Source organism: Massilia sp. Mn16-1_5 (assembly GCF_004798585.1).
Classification (GTDB): domain Bacteria; phylum Pseudomonadota; class Gammaproteobacteria; order Burkholderiales; family Burkholderiaceae_D; genus Telluria.
In genome coordinates this window covers 160,533-177,100 of record NZ_PPXQ01000002.1, presented here as the reverse complement: position 1 = coordinate 177,100, position 16,568 = coordinate 160,533, and the positions used below count along the sequence as shown (strand labels likewise).

The following is a 16,568-nucleotide window of genomic DNA, read 5'->3' as shown; positions in this document are numbered from 1 at the left end:
GAGAACACGATGCTGACCATGCGTAGGAATGGCGAGGATGAGTGCGCCCAAAATATTGCCCCAGAGAATTTATTTCCCTTGAGCAATCGCACCGCCGAGATGAGCCGGCTGGGACAACATGAGGTCGTCCGCAACCCGCCGTTTTCCACGGAGCGTCCGATGATCTTCGCGCACCTTACCCGTTATTGGCTGGCCCGCCGCAAGGAGCTGTCCGTCTCGTCCTGGCTGCTGTCGGTGCTGCGCAGTGCCCGCGTCCTGCGGTTTTACCGCGACCATGCGGCGCTGTGCCAGCTCGACGTCTACCGCAATTACGTGATGGCCCCGCCCAACGACGATCCCTTCCATCACCTGAGCCACCGGGGCTACCTGGTGCAGGGCTTGAGCGCGCGCCAGCGCGTGCAGGGCGTGCTGGCGCATTACCGCTTCGAGGAAACGACCTTCGACGCGGCCTACAAGGCGGCCGTGTACGCCGACGGCGGCCTGGTCCTGTGGCAGCACAGCGTGGGCGAGCACGCCTTCCTGATCCGGCTGGAGATGGCCTCGCGCATGAATGCCGAGGGTGACCTGACGATCGCCCTGGTGGCCGACGGCAAGGTGCTGCACCGGCTCTCGTATTCCTGGATCGACGGCGCGATCGCCAAGGCCGTGGCGCCAGGCACCGCGCCGGCGCCGCTGGTACCTTTCGTCGCACGCAACCAGGGCCGCTGGACCGATTCGGGCGAAGCCTTCGACGCCTTCGAGACCTGCTTCCCGAACAATTCGCCCAGCTTCTTCTGCTTCGCCGCGATGCAGGGCCTGGCGCAGGCCGTCGGCATGGAGCAGGTGCTGGCCGTGAAGTGCACCTCCCACATCGCCTACGATCCGGAAGAGATCAAGCATTTCGCCAACGCCTACGACGGTTTCTGGCGCGTGCTGGGCGGCGTCGAACTGGCGGGCGACGCCTGGCAAGTGAACCTGCCCTTCTACCTCAAGCCGCTGGCCGACATGCCCTCGAAACACCGCAAGCGTGCCGCCCAGCGCCGCGAGTACTGGCGCGCCATCGGCGACAGCACGCGCGCCACGCTGCAGCGCCACCTGCTGCATGCGCGCTCGCACCACGAGCATGCGGCGCCGTTTCGGGAGACGGTGGAGACATAAGCATACGCGGCATTGCCAGATCTACCACGGCCCGCACGGGCCGTGTTACACTCGCGCCTCGCTAGGGGTCCTGGAACTGTGTTCCGGGTGAGAGATACCCTTCGTACCTGATCTGGATAATGCCAGCGAAGGAAAGCGCGCCAAGCAGTTCACACCTTGTTTGCCCTTCCCCCACGTTGGCTCCGGCTTTTATAAAAAGCAGTGCGCCACCTCCGTCGTGGCGCGCGAAAGCGAGCAAACCAATGAAACCCGTCTTCAAGCATTCCCTCCTTGCCTGCGCCCTGGCGCAGGCCTTTGCCGTCCAGGCGCAAACGGCCGAACCTGTGGCCTCGGTCCTCGTCACCGGCAGCAAGTGGGCCGTCAGCGACCGCGCCAATATCGGCGGCTTCGCCGACCTGCCGCTGATGGACATCCCGGCCTCGGTGGTCGCCATCGGCCGCAGCCAGATGCAGGACCTGTCGATCCGCTCGGCCAGCGACGCCGCGCAATACGACGCCTCGGTCGGCGACGCCTACAACGCGGTCGGCTATGCCGAGCAGTTCTCGGTGCGCGGCTTCAAGCTGAACAACAACTCGGGCTACCGCAAGGACGGCATCGCGATCGCCGGCGACACCCAGATCCCGCTCGAGAACAAGGAACGTTTCGAGCTGCTCAAGGGCGTGGCCGGCCTGCAGGCGGGCCTGGCCGCACCGGGCGGCGTGATCAACTTCGTGACCAAGCGCCCGACCGACACACCGCTGCGTTCGATCACGGTCGAAGCGCGCGAACGGGGCACCGTGCACGCGGAAGCCGACATCGGCGGGCGCTTCGAGGACACCCGCTTCGGCTACCGCATCAATGCCGCCGCCGACCGCCTGCGCTCGTATGTGCGCGGCGCCGACGGCAAGCGCCAGTTCGCCTCCGCCGCCTTCGACTGGCAGATCACGCCGGACGCCAAGCTCGACCTCGACCTGGACTTCCAGCACAAGGAGCAGATCACTGCGCCCGGCTACCAGCTGATCCGCGGCGTCGACCTGCCGGCGCAGGTCTCGCCCAAGCTGCTGCTCAACGCCCAGCCCTGGACCCGCCCCGTCGACACCGACAGCGCCAACGTCGGCCTGCGCTTCGCCTATCGCCTGAACGCCGACTGGAACGCCACGGTCTCGGCCAACAAGCACTGGTTCAAGCGCGACGACTTCACCGCCTTCCCTTACGGCTGCAGCAACGAAGGAGACGGTTACTATCCGGGCTACTGCGGCAACGGCGACTACGACGTCTACGACTACCAGAGCACGGGCGAGCGCAAGACCCCGTTCGGCCTGCAGGCCCAGCTCCAGGGCCGCCTGAGCACGGGCAACGTAGGCCACCTGCTCACGCTGGGCAGCAGCTACGCCGAGCGCCACAACAGCTACGGCGACTATGTCTACGACTACGCCGGCTACAGCAACATCTACAATCCGCTGATCACCGATCCGGCGCCGGGCAACCCGACGACGGGCCCCGTCTACGAGCGCTTCCGCGACCGCGAACGCGCCGTCTACGTGCAGGACATCGTCACCCTGACGCCGCAGCTGGCCGTACACGCCGGCCTGCGCTACGTGAAGATCGACAGCGCCCAGCAGCCCGAATCAAGCCTGCCATGGGTGAGCGACAAGGCGTCCTTCGCGCTGCCGAACGTCTCGCTGGTCTACTGCCCGACCAAGAACTGGAACGTCTACGGCACCCTCGCGCACGGCCTGGAATCGGGCGGCGTGGCGCCGATCGAGACGAGCAACGCCAACCAGGACCTGGGCCCGAACCGCTCGAAACAGATCGAGTTCGGCGTCAAGGGCATCGCCGGCAAGGACGTGTCGGTGAGCGCCGCCGTGTTCCAGATCACCTCGGGCCTGGAATACACCGATGCCAACGAGACCTTTGTGCGCAATGGCCGCCGCGTGCACCGGGGCCTGGAACTGTCGGCCCAGCGCGCCACTGGCGGCCTGGCCTACGGCGCCTCGCTGCTGGCCCTGCGCGCACGCCAGGAAGACACGGGCGACGGGGCGCTGGACGGCAAGCGCGTGACCAACGTGCCGGACCTGAAAACCACCGTCTGGGCCGAGTATGCGGTGCCAAACGTACCGGGACTGAAGCTGAACGGCCAGTGGCAGTATGCGGGCAAGAAGACCTTCGATCCGGAGAACACGGTCGACGTGCCGGGCTACCACGTGGTGGGACTGGGCGCCGCCTACGGCATGAAGATGGGCGCGACCAACGTGATCCTGCGCGCACGCGTCGACAACCTGTTCGACAAGTTCTACTGGCGCGACGTCACCCAGGATCTGGGCGGCTACCTGCTGCCGGGCGCGCCGCGTACCTTCCGCGTCTCGGCCCAGTTCGACTTCTAAGTCTCACAACGGCGCCAGCACCTTGAGCGCCGCTTCGACCTGCCGCAGCCTGTGCGGCAGGTCGCCTTCCAGCAGCACGAAACGGATGCCGCGCGCATCCAGCTCATCCTCCACCAGCGTGAAGACGCGCTGGCGCACCTCTTCCGATTCGCGCATCAGGCCATCCGGAATCCAGGGCATGTCGGGCGCCGTCACCAGCGTCAGCGCATAGTCGTGGCGGTGCGCGAGGAGCTCCAACTGCGCATCCACCCTTCCCCAGTACACGCGGCTGTAGAGCGCCGTCATCAGCGGCGTGGTGTCGCAGAACAGGAAGTCCTTCGCCTGCAGCGCCGCCGCGTCCTCGCGCTCTTTTTGCGTGCGCGCGATCCCGTACTGGTCCGCCTCGAACGGCACGCGTCCATGGGTGTCGACGAATTCGCGCAGGTACTCGGGTACCCACACCGTTCCGTAGCGCTGCGCCAGCGCCTGGCACAGGGTCGATTTGCCGGACGACTCGGCACCCAGCACGGCGATGCGGCGCACGCTCACGGCAGCGCCTTCGCCAACGCGCTCCAGGCGCGCAGGCCGCGCACGGCCAGCACCACGAACACGGCGTACAGCACCGCCGTCACATGCAGGTCCTTGAACACGTACAGGCCGACATACAACACGTCGACGATCACCCACACATGCCAGTTCTCGACCTTCTTGCGAGCCAGCAGGAGTTGGCCGACCAGGCTGCCGGCCGTGAGAAAGCCGTCCATGTGCGGCACGTCGGTGTTGGTGTAGTTCGCCAGGAACCAGGACAGCGCCAGGAAGGCCGCGCCCCAGCCCAGCAGCGCCCGGATCCAGCCCGCGCGGCCCAGGCGCGTGACGACCAGCTTCGTCTCGCCGGCTCCGCGCAGCCACTGCCACCAGCCCCAGATGGAGGCCGCGATGAAGACCAGCTGCAGGCCGCTGTCGCCGTACAGGCGCGCATCGAAGAACACGACGGCATAGGTGGCGGACGACGCGATCGAGAACAGCCAGGCCCAGTGGTTCTGGCGGATGTTGAGCAGCACGGTCGTGACCGCGAGGGCGAACGAGATGAGTTCGAGCGGCGTGGTGCTGAAGCCGAATAAGGCAAGGGTGTCGTTCATGCGCGGCAGGGAGACCTGGAACGCGCTGGCGCACGCCTTGGCAGGTTGGAAAAAATGGAAAGCGTCATGCTCATCGGGCTCGCGAGTATGCCTGCTACCCGGCGTTTATGCAACGCAGGCCAAAGGTCGCAAGGACGCGACATGTTGTCAAAAAGATTTTTATTCTAGGAAATATCATTGTTATACTGAAATAATCCTTGATGCATTTTATAAAAACAGGAGACCTTCATGCGTTTGCACCTCGCGGTCCTTTATGCGGCCGTGCTCGCCGCCCAGCCGGCCCTGGCCCAGCAGGCCGCACCGGCCACGGTTCCCCTTGCCGCCTTCGTGCAGGAAGACCAGTTCTACAATCCGCGCATGGCGCCCGACGGCAAGCACATCGCCATCACCGCGCGCGTGCCGAGCGGCGACCGCTTCATCCCGGTCCTGATGATGTATTCGCTGCCGGACATGAAGATGACGGGCGCGGTACGTTTCCCCGTGTTCGAGGTGCCGGTCAGCTACCACTGGGTCAGCCCGACCCGCCTGGTCGTCGCCAAGGGCCGCGAGTTCGGTTCACGCGAGGCGCCGCAGGCCACCGGCGAACTGGTCGCCACCGACATCGACGGCAAGAAGCAGGAATACCTGTTCGGCTACCGCATGCGCAATCTGTCCAGCCGCGGCGAGCGCTATGGCGATGACGACGCGTTCGGCTACGTCGAGGACGTGTCGAAGAAGCGCGACGGACGCGTGTTCGTGACCAGCCACGCCTGGGAAGGCAAGAACACCCTGCTGTACGACATCGACTCGGCCAGGGCCACGCGCACCCTGGTGGCCGACGTGCCGATGCCGGATGTGACCTTCATCCTGCAGCACAGCGGCAAGCCGCGTTTCGCCCTCGGCACGGACGACGAGGCACACGCCGTCGAGTTCCGTTTCGACGAAGCCGCCAAGCGCTGGAACAAGATCGAGAAGAAAAACGGCAGGCGCTACCGTCCCTTCTACTTCGCTCCCGACGACCGTGAATTCATCGCATCCTATTCGGCCGAGGGCGAGCCGGACAGCCTGATCCGCGAAGACTATGCGACCGGCAAGCGCAGCACCCTGTTCTCCGATCCGGTTGGCAGCTACACAGGCCTGCTGTTCACGGGCGAATCGCTGCCCTTCGGCGCCCATTCGACCATCGGCATTCCGAAAGTCCGTTACTTCGACGAGAAGAGCGCCGACGCCCAGCTGCACCAGCAGCTGAGCGCGCAGTTCCCTGGGCAGTACCTGCACTTCATCGACTTCAGCGACGACGGCAGGCTGCTGCTGTTCAGCGTGAAGAGCGATCGCGATCCCGGCAGCTACTACCTGTTCGACCGCAGCACGATGAAGGCCGACCTGCTGTTCTCCGCGATGGAAGCGATCTATCCGGAACAGATGGCCGAACGCCGTCCGATCAGCTTCAAGGCGCGCGACGGCCTGGAACTGCATGGCTTCCTGACGATGCCTCTGCAAACCGGCACCGGCAAGCCGCCGCTCGTGGTGCTGCCGCATGGCGGTCCGCACGGTCCCTTCGACACCTGGTTCTTCGACGACGATGCCCAGTTCCTGGCCAGCCGCGGCTACGCGGTTCTGCAGGTGAACTTCCGCGGCTCGGGCGGGCGCGGCCTCGACTTCCTGGAATCCGGCTACCGCCAGTGGGGCGGCAAGATCATCGACGACCTCGAGGATGCGACGCGCTGGACCATCGCCCAGGGTGCGGTCGACGGCGAACGCGTGTGCGCCTATGGCGCCAGCTTCGGCGCCTACGCGTCGATGATGCTGGCCGCGCGCGATTCGGCCCGCTACAAGTGCGTAGTCGGCTATGTCGGCGTGTATGACCTGAAGCTGCTGGCCAAGCCGGAGAACAACCGCGGCGATACCTTCAAGGCAAGCGCGTTCCGCAAGTACGTCGGCGACGACAGGGCGGAGCTCGACCGCAACTCGCCGGTCATGCTCGCATCCAGCATCAAGGCGCCGGTGCTGCTGATCCACGGCGGACAGGACAAGCGCGCCCCGGTCGAGCATGCGCACGCGATGCGCGCCGCCCTCATCAAGGCCAACCGTCCGCCCGAGTGGTTCCTGGCCCCGAACGAAGGCCACGGCTTCTACGACACGGCGAATCGCACCGCCTTCTACGAGAAGCTCGAGGCTTTCCTCGGCAAGCATATCGGCGCGAAAGCGGCGGCGAAGTAAGCGCAATCGGCGATTGCGCAGCACCGGAAACCGCGGCCAGGCGCCGCGGTTTTGCATTATTCCCCGCAAACTGGACAGCACTGTCCGGATCCGGACACCCCTGCCCGCCAGCGGGCATGCCGCCCCCCCTGCCAGGCGGCGCGTACGGGGCATACGGCGCTGGCACGGCATTTGCAATAGATGCAGCAAGACTCATTGCCCTATCGCTCACTGCCTTCTCGCCATGGACCAAGCCCTCGACCCTGCCTTCCTCCTGCGCCGCCGGCGCCTGCGCCTGTTTGCCGGCGCCCTCCTCCTTGCCGGCCTGCTCGCCGCCGGCTGGGGCCTCAACCGCGTACTGCGTCCGAGCGTCGACGCCGCCGACATCGTCGTCTCCATCGTGCGCCGCGGCGACGTCGCCCATACCGTGAACGCCGCCGGCCTCGTGATCCCGGTGCACGAGGAAGTCGTGGCCAGCCCGGCCGCCAGCCGCGTGGCCAAGGTGCACGCCAAGCCCGGCCAGCAGGTGGCCAAGGGCGAGCTGCTGCTGGAACTGGACGACCGCGAGATCCGCCTCGCGCTGGACCGCCTGCAGGAGCAGCTGGCGCAGCAGGAGAACCGCATCGCCGCACTGGCGCTCGAACGCGACCAGAAGCACAAGCAGCTGACCAGCAGCATCGAACTGCTGGAACTCGACCTGCTGTCGGCGCGCGCACGCCACGACCGCAACCAGAAGCTGCGCCAGAGCGGGCTGGTGTCCGGCGAAGACCTGCTGGGCGCGGAGCTGGCCGTCAAGCGCACCGAGATCCAGCTGCGCCAGCAACGCGAACAGGTCGTCGACAACCGCCGCGCCAGCGCCGGCAGCGTCGACGCCGCGCGCCTGCAAAAGGAGATCCTGCAAAAGCAGATCGCCCAGCAGGAGCGCCTGCTGGCCCAGGCCCACGTCCGTGCCCCCTTCGGCGGCATGCTGACCTCGCTGGTACAGGAAGAAGGCGCCAGTGTCGGCGCCGGCCAGCTGCTGGCGCGCGTATCGGAACTGAACAACTACCGGGTCGAGGCCACCCTGTCCGACTTCCATGCGCGCCTGCTGGCGCCGGGCCAGCCGGTCCGCGTCGAGCAGAATGGCGAGCTGCTGGCCGGCCGCGTGCACACCATCCTGCCCGAGATCCAGAACGGCACCGTCAAGCTGCTGGTCGACCTCGCGCAGCCGCACAACCCGCTCCTGCGCAACAAGATGCGGGTCGACGTCAACATCGTCACCGCCGAGAAGAAAGGCGTGCTGGTGCTCGATGCGGGCGCCGCCTTCAACGGCAGTGGGCCGCAGCCAGCCTTCCAGGTCGCCGGCGGCATGGCACGCAAGACCCAGCTGCGCCTCGGCGGCGGCGACGGCAAGCTGCTCGAGGTGGTGGCGGGCGCGCGCGCCGGCGAGCGCTTCATCGTCTCCGATACCAGCGCCTATGCCCAGCAGGACAACATCCGCATTTCATATTAACGATCACTTCCAGAACAAACGAGGGACAACATGATCCGATTGAGTAATGTCAGCAAGACCTACCGCACCGACAAGGTGGAAACCCTGGCCCTGAAGGACATCGACCTGCACGTGAAAAAGGGCGAATTCGTCGCCATGATGGGGCCGAGCGGCTGCGGCAAGAGCACCTTGCTCAACCTGATCGGCCTGCTGGACCGGCCCGGCCAGGGCAGCGTCGAAGTCGAAGGCATCCCGATCACGCGCTACCGCGACAAGCAGGTCGCCAACCTGCGCAACAGCACCTTCGGCTTCATCTTCCAGAGCTTCCACCTGATTTCCGACCTGCGCGTGATCGACAACGTCGAACTGCCGCTGCTGTACCGGAAGATGAGCGCAGCCGAACGGCGCCGCCTGGCGCGCCAGGCGCTGGAGAAGGTCGGCCTGGGCGCGCGCATGGACCACTACCCGAACCAGCTCTCGGGCGGCCAGCAGCAGCGCGTGGCGATCGCCCGCGCCATCGTCGGCGAGCCCCAGGTGCTGCTGGCCGACGAACCGACCGGTAACCTCGACAGCAAGATGGGCGAGGAAGTGATGGACATCCTGTTGAAACTCAACGAGGAAGGCACGACGGTCGTGATGGTCACCCACGACGAGCGCGAGGCACGCCGCACGAATCGCATCGTGCGCGTGTTCGACGGCCAGCTGGTCGCATAAGGAGAGGCCATGTTCCGCAACTATCTGCTCACCGCATGGAAGGTCTTCATGCGCCGCAAGCTCTTCACGGCGATCAACCTGCTGTGCATCGTGCTCACCCTGGTCGTGCTGATGGTGATCGCCTCGCTGCTGGAAACGGCCTTCCGCCCCTCCGGGGTCGAAGGCAAGAGCGACCGCTTCCTGCAGGTGCTGATGATGCGCATGGAAGGACCCAAGGGCAACCGCGTCAGCACCACGCTGCCCGGCTACAAGCTGATCGAGAAATACCTCAAGCCCATGTCCGGCGTCGAGCGCGTCGCCGCCGTCACCCTCCCCGCCTCGGTGTCGGTCTACCAGGGCCTGAACGTGAGCGAACTGATGATGCGCCGCGCCGACGCCGACTACTGGAAGGTGCTCGACTTCCGCCTGCTGGCCGGCCGCCTGCCGACAAGCGCCGACGATGCCGCCGGCCGCATGATCGCCGTGCTCAACGCGTCCAGCGCGCAGCGCCTGTTCGCCGGCACGCCGAAGCAGGCCGTAGGCCAGCGCATCGACGTCGGCGGCCAGGTGTTCGAAGTCGTCGGCGTGGTCGAGGACGCGATGCACCTGAACGCCTATGCCGACATCTGGGCGCCGATTTCGACCTTCCCGACCAGCGACTACCGCAACCAGTTGAGCGGCCTGTTCACGGCGCTGATCCTGGCAGAACGCGCCGCCGACCTGCCGCGCATCCAGCAACAGGTCGCCCGCATCGCCCAGGGCGTGGTCCATGACGACCCGACCGAGTGGAACAAGATCCGCTTCTGGGCCGACAGCAAGCTCGACGTGTTCGCGCGCATCCTGACGCAGAGCACCGACACGCCCGATTCCGGCGCCGGCAAGCTGCTGACCGGGATCGTGGTCGCGATGCTGCTCTTCATGCTGCTGCCGGCGCTGAACCTGGTCAACCTGAACACCGGCCGGATCATGGAGCGGCGTTCGGAAATCGGCGTGCGCAAGGCTTTCGGCGCCACCAGCAGCCAGCTGGCGGTGCAGCTGGTCGTCGAGAACGTGCTGCTCTGTCTCGCGGGCGGCCTGATCGCGCTCGGCGCCACCGCCGGCGTGCTCGCCTGGCTGGAGTCCGCCGACCTGATTCCCTACCTGCAGGTCGACCTGAACCTGGCCGTGTTCGGCTGGGGGATGCTGATCGCCACCGTCTTCGGCCTGCTCTCCGGCGTGCTTCCGGCCTGGAAGATGTCGCGCCTCGATCCTGTCCACGCCCTGAAGGGAGCCGTCTGATGTTGCGCCACCTGTTGAAACTGACCTGGAAACGCAAGTCCAGGAATCTGATGCTGAGCCTTGAAATCCTGATCGCCTTCGCCATCGTGTTCGCGCTGGCCGCCTTCGGCCTGCGCTACCTGCAGCTGTACCGGATGCCGCTGGGCTTCGACGCCGCCGACGTCTGGTCGGTCACGGTGAAGCCCGGCGACAACGGCAACAAGCGCTTCGAAGAGGCCCTGTATGACGGCCTGCGCCGCGAATTGAGCGCGCTCCCCGAAGTGAAAAACGTCGGCTTCGTTACCTACGAGCCCTACTCGATGTCGACCATGACCAGCGACATGCGCCGTGGCGGCCCTGAGGGGTCGGCGGGCGGCGGGACCGTGCACACCGAGATGATCGAGGGCGACGACGGCGCGGCCGGCGTGCTCGGCCTGGAGCTGGCAGACGGCCGCTGGTTTTCAAAGCTCGACAACGGCGCCGCGCAGCGGCCGGTCGTCCTCAACCGCCGCATGGCCGAGGCCATGTTCCCTGGCGAGCGCGCGGTCGGCCAGCAATTCATCGAGGCCGACGACAGGGAAACGCCCCAGGCCTACCGCGTCGTCGGCGTGGTCGGCGAGTACCGCGGCAAGGGCGAACTGGCGGCTCCGGACAACTTCATGTTCACGCGCCTCGAGCCCGGCAAGAATTACCGCGATGCCCGCACCATCCTGCTCAAACTCCGGCCGGGTACCACGCGCGATTTCGAGCAGCGCCTGAACGCACGCCTGAAACTGGTCAAGAACGACTGGTCCTACCAGATCACACCGCTCTCGAACATGCGCGCATCGATGCTCAAGACGCAGACCGTTCCGCTGATCATCGTGGGCGTGATCGCCGCCTTCATGCTGCTGATGGTCGCCTTCGGCCTGTTCGGCGCGCTGTGGCAGAACACCACCCAGCGCATCCCCGAGATCGGCCTGCGGCGCGCGCTCGGCGCCAGCGCCAGCCAGGTTTACCGCCAGATCGTGGCGGAGCAGTTCATGCTCAGTTCGACCGCCATCGTGCTCGGCCTGGCCCTGCTGGTGCAGCTGCCCCTGACGGGCGTCTTTGGGGAAAACCTGAACTGGCCCGTGTTCGCCGGGGCCGCCCTGCTGTCGATGGCCGCGATCTATCTGCTATCCTTGCTGTGCGCGGTGTATCCGGGATGGCGTGCCAGCCGCCTGTCCCCGACCGAAGCGCTGCACTACGAATAGCTAGAAAAAAGACTGACGATGCATATATCCCCTCCTGCGCGCATCCTCGTCGTCGACGACGATGGCGCGGTCCTGGTCTCGCTGGCCCTGCTGCTCAAGCAATCCGGATTCGAACCGCTGCGCGCCGCCGGCGCCAGCGAGGCCCTCGACCTGCTGGCGCGCGAAAGCGTGGACCTGGTCCTGCAGGACATGAACTTCTCGCCGCAGACCAGCGGCGAAGAGGGCCTGGCCCTGCTGGCGCAGATCCGCGAACGCCATCCGGCGCTGCCGGTGCTCCTGATGACGGCCTGGGGTTCGATCGGACTCGCGGTGGCCGGTATCAAGGCCGGCGCCGCCAACTTCTTCACCAAGCCTTGGGACAATGCCCAGCTGATCGAGCTGGTGCGCGCCACGCTCGAACTGAATCCGAACCTGAACTCGCCCGCCAGTGGGCCGTCGCGGCGCGCGCTCGACGAACAGTTCGACTTCGCCGACATCGTCGGCGAGCACCCGAAGCTGCTGCGCGTGCTCGCCACCATCGGCCAGGTCGCGCGCACCAGGGCGCCGGTCCTGATCCTGGGCGAGAGCGGCACCGGCAAGGAACTCGTAGCCGACGCGATCCACCGCAACAGCCCGCGCGCAAGCCAGGCCCTCGTCAAGATCAACATGGGCGCGATCACCTCGAGCCTGTTCGAGAGCGAACTGTTCGGCCACGTGCGCGGCGCCTTCACCGACGCGCGCGCAGACCGCAAAGGCCACGTCGCCAGTGCCGAAGGCGGCACCCTGTTCCTCGACGAGATCGGAGAACTCAACCGCGGCGACCAGGTCAAGCTGCTGCGCGTGCTGCAGGACGGGCGTTACCAGCCGGTCGGCGCCAGCCGCAGCGAACAGGCCGACGTGCGCGTGGTCTCCGCCACCAATCGCGAACTGGCCGAACTGGTCGCTGCCGGCGAATTCCGCGAAGACCTGTTCTACCGCCTGAACCTGATCACGATCCGGCTGCCGCCGCTACGCGAACGGCGCAGCGACATCGCGCTGCTGGCGCGCCATATCGTCGCCAGGGTAGCCGCCAGTTATGGACTGGGCGAGGTCACGCTCACCAGCCAGGCCCTCGAATGGCTGGCGGCCCAGCCCTGGCCCGGCAATATCCGCCAGCTCAGGCAGACCCTGGAACGCACCCTGCTGCTGGTCGACAAGGCACAGCTGACGCAGGCCGATTTCGTGGCCGCCGGCCAGGCCGACGACGCCGTCGATACCACGCGCCTCGGCGTCGACGGCATGACCCTGGAACAGGTCGAACGCCACATGATCGAACGCGCCCTGTCCCAGCACACCGGCAACATCTCGCGCGTGGCCAGGGCCCTGGGCCTGTCGCGCACCGCGCTGTACCGGCGCCTCGAGCGGCACGGCCTGGGCGAGAGTGGCGACCAAGCCGAGGAAGGGGCGTGAGCCTGCAAGGCCGGCTCGGCGCCTACATCCTCGCCATCCACCTGCCGCCGCTGGCCTGCGCGGCCCTGCTGCTGCCGGGCCATCCGCTGCTGTTCGTCGGCGCCGAACTGCTGCTGCTTGCAAGTCTTGCGGCGGGCTGGCGCCTGATGCGGCGCGCGCTCGAGCCGCTCGACTACACCCGGCGCTTTCGCGACCTGCTGCAGGACCAGCACTACGCCAACCGGATGGCCCCGCCCGCAGCGGGTAAACCTGACGAACTTGGCGAGCTGGTGGCAAGCTTCAACACGATGCTCGCCGCCCTGCACCGCGAGCGCCTCATGGCCGGCGAGCAGCAAGGCCTGCTCGACCGCCTGCTGGAAGCCACGCCGAGCGCGGTGCTGGTATTCGACTACGATCGCGCCATCAGCCTGGTCAACGCCAGTGCCGCTACGCTGCTCGGGCTGGAGCAGGCGCAGGGCAAACGCCTTGCGGACCTGCGGCCGCCCATGTCCGCGCCGTCAGCCGACGCACGCGAGCACGAACGCCGCCGCGACCTGGCCGCGCAGCTCGATGCGCTGGCATCCGGCGAGAGCCGCCTCCTCACCGACCTCGATGGCCGCCGCTACCGCGCCCAGCGCGGCCATTTCTACGACCGCGGCTTCGCACGCGACTTCCTGTTCGTGGAAGAGCTGACTGCGGAACTGGAAGACTCGGAACGCGCAACCTACGCCAAGCTGGTGCGGGTGCTGGCGCACGAAGTCAACAACACCGTCGCGGCCACGCGCTCGGTGCTCGACTCCCTGCTGTTCTACCGGAACCAGCTGGCCGACAGCGATGCCGCCGACTTCTCGACCGCGATCGACGCGGTCCGGCGCCGCAACGTCAGCCTGGGCGAGTTCATCGACCGCTTCACGCGGGTGGTCAAGATGCCGGAACCTGAACTGCGCCCGACCAGCCTGCGCGCCATCGTCGACGACATCCTCTGGCTCAAGCGCGAGGCCTGCAGCGCACGCGGCGTCGAACTGCGCTGGGTACGCTGCGACGAGATCGAGCCGATCGCGATGGATGGCCAGCTGATGGAACAGGCGCTCCTGAACATCGTCAAGAATGCGATCGAAGCGGTACAGGGACGCCAGGCACGCGGCGTGCCGGGTGGCCACGTGCACCTGGCGCTGGAGGCGCGCGGCGCGCAAGCCGTGCTGTCGGTGGTCGACTCGGCCGGCCTGCTCGGCGAAGTCGCCCCGCGCCGCCTGTTCACGCCCTTCTTCACCACCAAGCCCGGTGGCCAGGGCATCGGCCTGATGTTCGTGCGCGAGGTGTTGAACCGGCACGGGTTCGGCTATGCGCTGGAGACGACGGGTGAAGGCCAGACGCGCTTCGAGATCCGGTTCGCGTAAAAAAAACCGCGGCGGGAATGCTCCCGGCCGCGGTTTTTCGATCAAGGATATTCCGCTTACTTCTTCGGATACTTGATCGTCATTTCCTTGAGCAGGTTGTCGGCATGGTCGACTTCCTTCATTACCCACAGCATGTAGCGGATGTCGACGTGGATCGCGCGCGTGATCGCGGTGTCGAAGTACCAGTCCTTGGTGATCGATTCATAGGTCGAATCGAAATTCAGGCCGACCAGTTCGCCGCGCTTGTTCATCACGGCCGAACCGGAGTTGCCGCCGGTCGTGTCCGCGCTCGACAGGAAGTTCACCGGCACCGTGTTCAGCACCGGATCCTTGAAGACGCCGTAGCGCTTGGCCTTGACCGCTTCGGTGAGCGCGGCCGGAACCAGGAACGGATCCTTGTCGGTCGCCTTCGCGATGATGCCTTCGACGGTCGTGAACGGACCTTTCACCAGGCCGTCGCGCGGCGCGTAGGGCGACACGGTGCCGTAGGTCACGCGCAGGGTCGAGTTGGCGTCCGGGTAGACTGGTTTACCCTGCGACTTCTTCCAGGCGATGACGGCCGCCATGTACTGCGGGATGGTGCGATCGAGGTTGCCGTCGACTTCCTTGCGGCGCTCTTCCAGACTTTTCGCCACGTCGTTCAGGCGCACGGCGAGCTGGATGAAGGGATCGTTCGACTGCTGGAAGGCGGCGAGGTCCTTGCCGATCCAGGCCAGGCGCTTGTCGGTGTCGGCCAGTTCGGTCGCCTGGTACAGGGGCGCCAGGTTGGTCGGATTCGGCAGCAGCGCGTCCAGGCCTTGCGGGCGCAGCTTCTGGTCGATCTTCGCGTAGCGGTTCAGGGCGGCGGCGTAACGCGCCTGGTCGACCTGCGCGACGAAGGATTTATCGAGGCCGCTCAGGCGTGCCTTGATGAAGGAGAGATTGCGCTCCTGGTAGCCGGCGTCGCGCTCGGCGTCCGGCTTCTGGCGTTCCTGGGCCAGGCGATACAGGGTGCGTGCGCTCCTCAAGAGGTCGCTGTGGGTGGCTTCCGCATAGGCGCCTTCTTCGCGCGACAGCGCCATATCAAGCGCGATCACGGCGTCGAGGTCGGCCAGCAGCTTCGGTCCACTGCCGTTCTTGGCGTACCAGCTGCGGAATTCGGCGTCCTGCACGTCCTTGATGGCGGCGATGTCCTTGCGCGCGAAGCCGTCCAGCAGGCCCTGGCTCTTCTTGAGCACGTTGTTCAGGCTTTTCGCGACGCTGGCGTAGCGCACGTCCCAGGCGGCATTGCCCTTGGTCGCTGCCGCAATGACGTCGAGGTCGGCGGTGATGCTGGAGACGCGGCCAGGCAGGTCGACGTCGCGCGCGAAGCGGATTTCTTGAGGCAGCTTGTAGCGGCTGGTGCGGCCCGGGTAGCCGGCCAGCAGGATCGGATCGCCATTCTTGAGGCCTTCGGCCGAGACGACCAGGAAGTCCTTCGATTTATATGGCACGTTGTTCGGCGACGGGTCGGCCGGACGGCCGTCCGGGCCGACGTAGGCGCGGAGAAAAGTGAAGTCGCCGGTCTGGCGCGGCCACTCGTAGTTGTCGATGTCGCCGCCGAAGTTGCCGATCTTGTCCGACGGCGCGTACACCAGGCGCACGTCGCGGATCATCAGCTGCTTGATGCGGTAGTACTCGAGGCCGCGATGGAAGGCCGGCACCGAGCAGCGGTAGGCCTTGTCGCTCTCGCATTCGGCGATCAGGGCCTTGATGCGCGAGGAGATCGCCTCATTGCGCTGGCGGCCGGTCAGCTCGGGACCCAGGTCCTTCAGGACGCGGCTGGTCACGTTTTCGACCTTCTCGGTCACGTAGACCAGCGAGCTCGGGCCGCCCGGCAGTTCCTCGGCGCGGGTCTTGGCGAGGAAGCCGTCGACGATGTAGTTCTTTTCCGGGGTCGAATTGCGCTGCACGGCGCCGTAGCCGCAGTGGTGGTTGGTGACCACCAGGCCGTCCGGCGACACGAACGAAGCCGAGCAGCCGCCCAGCGAGACGATCGCGCTCATCGGATGCTTCGACAGGTCGGCCAGCTTCTCGGCCGGCATCGTGATGCCGATGCGTTTCAGTTCGGATTTCAGCTGCGGCAGCTGGTGCGGCTGCCACTGGCCTTCGTCGGCCATGGCGCCGGCCGCGACGCCCAGCAGGGCGACGGGAAGAACGATCGATTTGAACAAGGTAGACCCCGATTGACGAGTAAAAACAAGCGGGGAGTATAGCCCGGTTGGCAAACAGAGAGAACGTCTTTTTGGCGTCAATACGCCCGCCCTTCGCCGTCCTGGGCACGCGCTCGAGCT

12 protein-coding genes and 1 riboswitch are annotated in these 16,568 nt (G+C 66.4%); of the genes, 9 read left to right on the top strand and 3 right to left on the bottom strand.

All coding sequences use genetic code 11. The features are described 5' to 3' along the window. Window positions 1–78: 78 nt before the first annotated feature. Entirely contained in the window at window positions 79–1,137 is a 1,059-nt protein-coding gene (locus tag C2862_RS02825; RefSeq protein WP_229467261.1) for a DUF535 family protein, read from the top strand. A gap of 53 nt (window positions 1,138–1,190) precedes the next feature. Further along, a riboswitch (TPP riboswitch) is annotated at window positions 1,191–1,288 on the top strand. Window positions 1,289–1,379: 91 nt separating this feature from the next. Continuing rightward, entirely contained in the window at window positions 1,380–3,500 is a 2,121-nt protein-coding gene (locus tag C2862_RS02820; protein ID WP_136218601.1) for a TonB-dependent siderophore receptor, read from the top strand. 3 nt (window positions 3,501–3,503) lie between these two features. On the opposite strand, the gene C2862_RS02815 is transcribed toward C2862_RS02820, so the two are convergent. Both C2862_RS02815 and pnuC read right to left on the bottom strand, forming a co-directional pair. Beyond that, on the bottom strand, window positions 3,504–4,028 hold the full coding sequence (locus C2862_RS02815) for an AAA family ATPase (protein WP_229467260.1): 525 nt from the start codon (window positions 4,026–4,028) through the stop codon (window positions 3,504–3,506). Continuing rightward, on the bottom strand, window positions 4,025–4,618 hold the full coding sequence (pnuC, locus tag C2862_RS02810) for a nicotinamide riboside transporter PnuC (protein WP_136218600.1): 594 nt from the start codon (window positions 4,616–4,618) through the stop codon (window positions 4,025–4,027). Before pnuC ends, C2862_RS02815 begins: the two co-directional genes overlap by 4 nt. 228 nt (window positions 4,619–4,846) lie before the next feature. Between pnuC and C2862_RS02805 the strand changes: the two genes are divergently transcribed. The 7 genes from C2862_RS02805 to C2862_RS02775 all read left to right on the top strand — a co-directional run bounded on the left by C2862_RS02805 (window position 4,847) and on the right by C2862_RS02775 (window position 14,256). Next, window positions 4,847–6,817, top strand: coding sequence for a S9 family peptidase (locus C2862_RS02805; RefSeq protein WP_136218599.1), 1,971 nt, complete (start codon window positions 4,847–4,849; stop codon window positions 6,815–6,817). A 223-nt stretch (window positions 6,818–7,040) separates the two neighbouring features. Beyond that, window positions 7,041–8,288, top strand: coding sequence for an efflux RND transporter periplasmic adaptor subunit (locus C2862_RS02800; protein ID WP_136218598.1), 1,248 nt, complete (start codon window positions 7,041–7,043; stop codon window positions 8,286–8,288). 30 nt (window positions 8,289–8,318) lie between these two features. Further along, window positions 8,319–8,981: an ABC transporter ATP-binding protein gene (locus C2862_RS02795; protein ID WP_136218597.1), complete on the top strand. Its 663-nt coding sequence runs from the start codon at window positions 8,319–8,321 to the stop codon at window positions 8,979–8,981. A 9-nt stretch (window positions 8,982–8,990) separates the two neighbouring features. Beyond that, window positions 8,991–10,238, top strand: coding sequence for an ABC transporter permease (locus C2862_RS02790; RefSeq protein WP_136218596.1), 1,248 nt, complete (start codon window positions 8,991–8,993; stop codon window positions 10,236–10,238). Window positions 10,239–10,288: 50 nt separating this feature from the next. Then, entirely contained in the window at window positions 10,289–11,452 is a 1,164-nt protein-coding gene (locus C2862_RS02785) for an ABC transporter permease (protein ID WP_229467259.1), read from the top strand. Window positions 11,453–11,470: 18 nt separating this feature from the next. Continuing rightward, complete coding sequence (locus C2862_RS02780; protein ID WP_136218594.1) at window positions 11,471–12,880, top strand: sigma-54 dependent transcriptional regulator; 1,410 nt, start codon at window positions 11,471–11,473, stop codon at window positions 12,878–12,880. Then, a complete protein-coding gene (locus C2862_RS02775; protein ID WP_136218593.1) occupies window positions 12,877–14,256 on the top strand; it encodes a PAS domain-containing sensor histidine kinase in 1,380 nt (459 codons plus the stop codon). Before C2862_RS02780 ends, C2862_RS02775 begins: the two co-directional genes overlap by 4 nt. A 56-nt stretch (window positions 14,257–14,312) precedes the next feature. Here C2862_RS02775 and C2862_RS02770 read toward each other — a convergent pair whose 3' ends face one another. Then, complete coding sequence (locus C2862_RS02770; RefSeq protein ID WP_373888242.1) at window positions 14,313–16,448, bottom strand: S46 family peptidase; 2,136 nt, start codon at window positions 16,446–16,448, stop codon at window positions 14,313–14,315. Between the last annotated feature and the right edge of the window lie 120 nt (window positions 16,449–16,568).

Coding starts and splice junctions, on each gene's coding strand:
- C2862_RS02790 (WP_136218596.1), top strand. CDS start 8,991: ATGTTCCGCAACTATCTGCTCACCGCATGGAAGGTCTTCATGCGCCGC.
- C2862_RS02795 (WP_136218597.1), top strand. CDS start 8,319: ATGATCCGATTGAGTAATGTCAGCAAGACCTACCGCACCGACAAGGTG.
- pnuC (WP_136218600.1), bottom strand. CDS start 4,618: ATGAACGACACCCTTGCCTTATTCGGCTTCAGCACCACGCCGCTCGAA.
- C2862_RS02780 (WP_136218594.1), top strand. CDS start 11,471: ATGCATATATCCCCTCCTGCGCGCATCCTCGTCGTCGACGACGATGGC.
- C2862_RS02805 (WP_136218599.1), top strand. CDS start 4,847: ATGCGTTTGCACCTCGCGGTCCTTTATGCGGCCGTGCTCGCCGCCCAG.
- C2862_RS02820 (WP_136218601.1), top strand. CDS start 1,380: ATGAAACCCGTCTTCAAGCATTCCCTCCTTGCCTGCGCCCTGGCGCAG.
- C2862_RS02785 (WP_229467259.1), top strand. CDS start 10,289: ATGCTGAGCCTTGAAATCCTGATCGCCTTCGCCATCGTGTTCGCGCTG.
- C2862_RS02800 (WP_136218598.1), top strand. CDS start 7,041: ATGGACCAAGCCCTCGACCCTGCCTTCCTCCTGCGCCGCCGGCGCCTG.